General features: G+C 59.5%; 5 protein-coding genes. 4 read left to right on the forward strand and 1 reads right to left on the reverse strand.

Annotation, left to right across the window (positions count from 1 at the left end):
• The coding region (locus AC1DBQ_RS21555) for a glycosyl hydrolase (protein ID WP_476930458.1) at positions 1 to 315 on the forward strand (315 nt) is incomplete at its 5' end.
• A gap of 158 nt (positions 316 to 473) precedes the next feature.
• On the opposite strand, the gene AC1DBQ_RS21560 is transcribed toward AC1DBQ_RS21555, so the two are convergent.
• A complete protein-coding gene (locus tag AC1DBQ_RS21560) occupies positions 474 to 1,850 on the reverse strand; it encodes a UDP-glucose dehydrogenase family protein (protein WP_476930459.1) in 1,377 nt (458 codons plus the stop codon).
• Positions 1,851 to 2,062: 212 nt separating this feature from the next.
• Here AC1DBQ_RS21560 and AC1DBQ_RS21565 point away from each other — a divergent pair, with 212 nt between their 5' ends.
• From AC1DBQ_RS21565 to AC1DBQ_RS21575, 3 genes are all read left to right on the forward strand, one after another.
• On the forward strand, positions 2,063 to 2,968 hold the full coding sequence (locus tag AC1DBQ_RS21565; protein ID WP_476930460.1) for a hypothetical protein: 906 nt from the start codon (positions 2,063 to 2,065) through the stop codon (positions 2,966 to 2,968).
• A 58-nt stretch (positions 2,969 to 3,026) separates the two neighbouring features.
• Positions 3,027 to 4,322 carry a glycosyltransferase family 4 protein gene (locus AC1DBQ_RS21570; RefSeq protein WP_476930461.1) on the forward strand — a complete coding sequence of 432 codons (1,296 nt, stop codon included), beginning with the start codon at positions 3,027 to 3,029 and terminating at the stop codon, positions 4,320 to 4,322.
• Between the two features lie 308 nt (positions 4,323 to 4,630).
• Positions 4,631 to 5,165, forward strand: a 535-nt coding sequence (locus tag AC1DBQ_RS21575; protein WP_476930462.1) for a protease inhibitor I9 family protein, incomplete at its 3' end; no start/stop codon positions are given.

The following is a 5,165-nucleotide window of genomic DNA, read 5'->3' on the forward strand; positions in this document are numbered from 1 at the left end:
GTCTACGCTTGGCCCAGGGCCGATGACTTCCTGAACAAGATCACCATGATGCACGAGAAATATGGCAAACCCATCTGGGTGACCGAGTACGCGGTGGCCGACTGGAATGCCACGGCCACACGGCCTTCCATCTACACCCGGGCCCAGACCGAGGACTTCATGCGGGCCACCGTCGCCGGCCTGCGCGCCATGCCGTTCGTCGAGCGCTTCGCCTGGAAGACCCGCCCGGCAGGCGACATCAGGATGGGCTGCTCCGCCCTTTTCCACACCAACGGCTCCCTCACCACCACAGGCAAGCTCTACGCGTCCCTGTGAGGCGCTGAGCGCCTCCTGCTGTGGCCGGACACCCAGGTGTCCGGCCACAGTCCGTTAACTAGTCTGTTAGAACAAATGAAGGATCCCGCCGGAGCGCATGCTCCGGCGGGATCCTTCCCTGTTGAACCTGTTGTATCAGCTGTGAGGCCGATGTGCCGCTAGTTGGCGGCGGCGAGCTCCAGCAGTTCGCTCTTGTGGCCGAGCGAGACGATGTCCCAGCCTGCCGCGGTCCACTTCTCGTGGTCCAGGACGTTCCGTCCGTCAAACATGCGCTTGTGGGACACGGCGGCGGCCAGCTCCGCGGGATCGACGTTCACGAATTCGTTCCATTCCGTCAGTAGCATGACCAGGTCGGCGTCCGCCACGGCCGTCGCCAGGGAGTCAACGTAGTTCAGGCGCGGGTAGCGCCTGGCAGCGTTGGCGTTAGCGGCGGGGTCGTAGACGCTGACGTCGGCTCCGCTGTTGAAGAGCCTGGCGGCTACGTCCAGTGCCGGTGAGTCGCGGACGTCGTCGCTGTTGGGCTTGAACGCGACGCCGAGGACGGCCACGCGCTTGCCTTCCAGCGCGCCCAGCAACGTCTCGGCGACGTGGACGGCGCGGTCACGACGGCGGAGGTTCACTTCATCGACTTCGTTCAGGAAGCGCATGGTGCTGTCCAGGCCGAGCTCGGATACCCGTGCCTGGAGCGCCCGGATGTCCTTGGGCAGGCAGCCGCCGCCGAAGCCGATGCCGGCGTTGAGGAAGCGGCGGCCGATCCTGGCGTCGAGGCCGATTGCGTCGGCCAGGGTGCGGATGTTACCGCCGACGGTCTCGGTGACCTCGGAGAAGGCGTTGATGAAGGATATCTTGGTCGCCAGGAACGCGTTCGCCGCCACCTTGACCAGTTCAGCCGTCTCAAAGTCGGTGGAGATGAACGGGGTTTCGCGGCTGATTGCGTCGGCGTAGACCTCGCGCAGAGTCGCTTCAGCGGAGGCGGAATCCACGCCGATGACCAGGCGGTCGGGGCGCAGGGTGTCCTCCACGGCAAAGCCCTCGCGCAGGAACTCAGGGTTCCAGGCGAAGTTGACGGTGACGCCGTCGCGCGCTTCTTCGGCGACGAGGCCCTTGAGGCGGCGTGCGGAGCCGACCGGAACTGTGGACTTTCCGACGATCAGGGAGTCCTTCGTCGCGGCGCGGGCAATGGCTGCCACGGACGCGTCAACGTAGGTCATGTCGGCAGCGTGCTCACCGGCGCGCTGCGGGGTGCCGACGGCGATGAAGTGCACATCACCGAAGGCGCCAGCTTCTTCGAACGAGGTGGTGAAGCGCAGGCGGCCGGACTCAGTGTGCTTGCGCAGGAGCTCCGGCAGGCCGGGCTCGTGGATGGGCAATTCGCCTCGGCTGAGGCTGTCGATCTTTTCCTTGTCGACGTCGACCCCGAGTACCTCGAAGCCGAGCTCCGCCATGCATGCCGCATGGGTCGCGCCGAGGTATCCCGTACCGATCACGGTTAGTCGTAGTGTCACTAGTCCCCCAGTAGCTGCAGTAAATTTCATTGCGTTGGGCGCAGATGGCGCATCCAAACGGGACCACTATATATCGTTTGGTCACGGTGTCCCTCCCCGTGCCCCTGGAAGTGACATAGCTCTAGCGGCTGGCACCAAAGCGCACGTCATCTGAAATTACTGGAATCCCCCTCGGTCATCGAGACCGGCGGGGACAGCGGCGGCGAGGAAATGGCTGATCGGAACATGACTACCATGTATCCATGCTGCAAACGATTCCCGTGATACCTGCCGACAAGATCGACGCTGGTGCGACGAACGTACCCGTCACAGAGGTCTCTGCCCACCTCCCATTTGCGCCAGCTTCTGGTCACGGGGCTAGCAGGTACTCTGCCGTCTTGTCGGACGGCCTGCCCCTAGAGGCACTTCTCGTCAACAAGAACTCAGATCTGCTGGTTGTGAGCCTCCACGGCGCTACCGACCGCAACAAATACCAACTACCCCGATTCGAGTGGCTCCGGAGCCTGTTGACCACCGAATTCAGCAGCTTGTACTTCTCGGACCCCACCCTTCATCATCGCGACGATTTGGAATTGGCCTGGTACACGGGCTCCACAGACCTCGACTTGTACCCGCTCCTGGCGGAGTGGGCCTGTGCGGCTGCCGACGCAGTCGGCGCGAAAGGAATTCTCTTCCTGGGGTCTTCGGGGGGCGGCCTGGCGGCACTGCAAATGGCAACTTACATCCCGGGGAGTATGGCGTTGCCGTTCAGCTGCCAGACGAGCATCGCGAACTACCTCATCAACGGGACCCTCATGGGAGCGCAGCGCAAGTACGTCGAAACCGTCATGCCGCACCTCGCCCCGGATGGGCMATGGTCACTCACACCGGATGAAGACTGGTCTATCCCGCTGGKCCCGAGGTCTTCAGCTCTAGTCCGGTACAGCCAGCATCAGCCCAATCTTGTGTAMTACGTTCAGAACAGCAATGACTTMGCACACGTCGAACAGCACTACCGGCCGTTCCGCGATGTCATCGAGGCAAGCCCCAACACTGACAATGTGCGCTTCCACGTCTACGAGGGTCCGAAAGCCCACAACCCTCCCGTTCCCACTGTATTTCACGAGCAATTGGACAATGCAGCGGAATGGCTTCGGAGCACGCTTTAGTTAGTACGGCGCAACTATTTTGCGTGTCGATTTGCCCCCATGAACAGGAGTAAGCCAAGTGGCTGAAGACAAATATTTGGTCATAGCTAACGCTTACCCCAATGACTCCAATATCTACAACTATGGGTTTTTGCATCGGAGAGTAAAAAAATATCTCGACGCCGGCCTGGCTATTGACGTATTTCGCATCGATACGAACGAACCCGAGCTAAGAACCTACGTTTTCGACGGTGTCACTGTCACAACGGGGAATCGAGACATTTACACGCAATATATTTTAGCYTCCGATCACGCAAGCTTTCTGGTCMATTTCCCATTGGACTACATCATTGCCCCGATAAGCACCCACAAACCGTCAACTCCGGTCATCGCTTGGCTTCATGGCTACGAGACCCTAAGTTGGCACCGGCGATGGTACGACGCCGTCGACGTTGCGGGATTCATGGATAKAGTGAAAAGCCTCCGAGCGCACGGCGAGAACAAAAAAGTCCCGTTCCTGCGCGAGCTCTATCAGGCCGAACATCGTGATATCAGGTTTGTCACCGTCTCKAACTGGTTCTTGAAACACAGCGTAGAGCCGGATGCGGGAGTTCGCRTTTCGAACGTAAGCGTCATACCGAATGTGGTTGACACCGAGCTTTTCCCTTACATTCCTAAAGATCCGGCCCTGCGGCATAAAGTGCTCATCATTAAACCGTTCACGGGGTACAAATATGCCAATGATTTGGTTGTGAAGACAATCCTMGCGCTTCGCCAATCGCCTTCCTTTGACAAGATGCAGTTCAGCATCTATGGCGATGGCCCGTTTTTTGATGAGACACTCGAGCCGCTTCGGGAGTTGGAAAATGTGCACCTCACCAAAGCATTTCTACGCCAAGAGGAAATCGCCCGTCTTCATGCCGAACATGGCATTTTTCTCAGCCCCACGCGCTGGGATTCCCAGGGAGTCTCCATTGGCGAGGCCATGAGTTCCGGACTGGTTCCGGTGTCCACGGCAATTTCAGCTATCCCCGAATTCGTAACCCACGGGACGAGCGGGCTCCTAGCCGCCCCTGAAGACCCTGACGATCTGGCTTCCTGCGTGGAAATGCTGGTAGATTCACCTGAAACTTTTGCTCGCCTCTCCGAACAGGCAACAATCCACGCGCAAAAAGTTTGCGGGCCAAAAGCGACCACCGACCGGGAAATCCAACTCATCAGGAATCCGGAGCTCGGACGGAATACGGACACAGGAGAAGTGGCCTGGGAAGCTGCGTATTCCGACCTTGAAGACGAGCTTTTCTCTGTATTGAACCATTTCTCCGAAAGACTGGATGCACCCGTCATTGCTGATTCCGCTCCGCCTTCGAAGTAGTCAAATCCCCGGCAGCATCTGCACACTGCCGACATATTGGGGGTGTCCCGTGGGGCAACGCGAGTAGGACCAAGTAGGCCGGCGGTGCGTGGACCACCCGTGTGCTTTTTTCTGTTTAGGGATTGACTGCGCTCTAGMAGCCAGAAGTCGTTGAGGCGGCGGCTGCTATCAAACGTTATCCGCGTCTCCCCATGTGGTTCGTTTAATCGCATCCCCCACCGGGACAGGAGCACATCATGAACGTCGCACCCGGCACGGATTCGGGGAAAGGGACTTCTGCAGGGGCCGCAAAACCACGAAGGAGTTCGATGAGCACCTCAGCCAGACGTGCATCCGCGAGAAATGAAGCAAAATCCCAACGACCAACCGTCCAGCGGCTGAGCATCTTGGCGACGTGCCTGAGTGCCCTGCTTGTCGCAGGGGGCGCACTACCCGGCCAGGCGTCTCCGCCACCGGATGCCACGCTTAAGGCTGGGCACGGCAAAGTCATCGCAGATCACTTCATCGTCGTCCTCAAAAATGGATCTGATGCTGAAGCGGTTGCGCGCCGCAATAATGTGAAGACGAAGTATGTCTATAGCGCTGCGTTGTCCGGGTTMGCCGCAACCTTATCCAAAGCGGATTTGGCCAGAGTCCGCAAAGACTCCGCCGTCGACTACGTGGAACCAGACGGCGAAGTCACGGCGTCGAAAGAAGYACCACCGCCGGATCCCATGGCCAACAAGGCACCGGGCCAGTTCGGCTCCGTTTCTCCCGACGTGACCACCGACGCCACACAAACGGGAGCCACGTGGGGCATCGACCGCGTGGACCAACGTACCGGCATCAATGGCACCTACAACT

This window comes from Arthrobacter sp. 10T413_2 (assembly GCF_056394205.1).

Excerpts from the sequence above, each read along its gene's own strand:
- AC1DBQ_RS21560 (WP_476930459.1), bottom strand. The coding sequence starts at position 1,850 with ATGAAATTTACTGCAGCTACTGGGGGACTAGTGACACTACGACTAACC.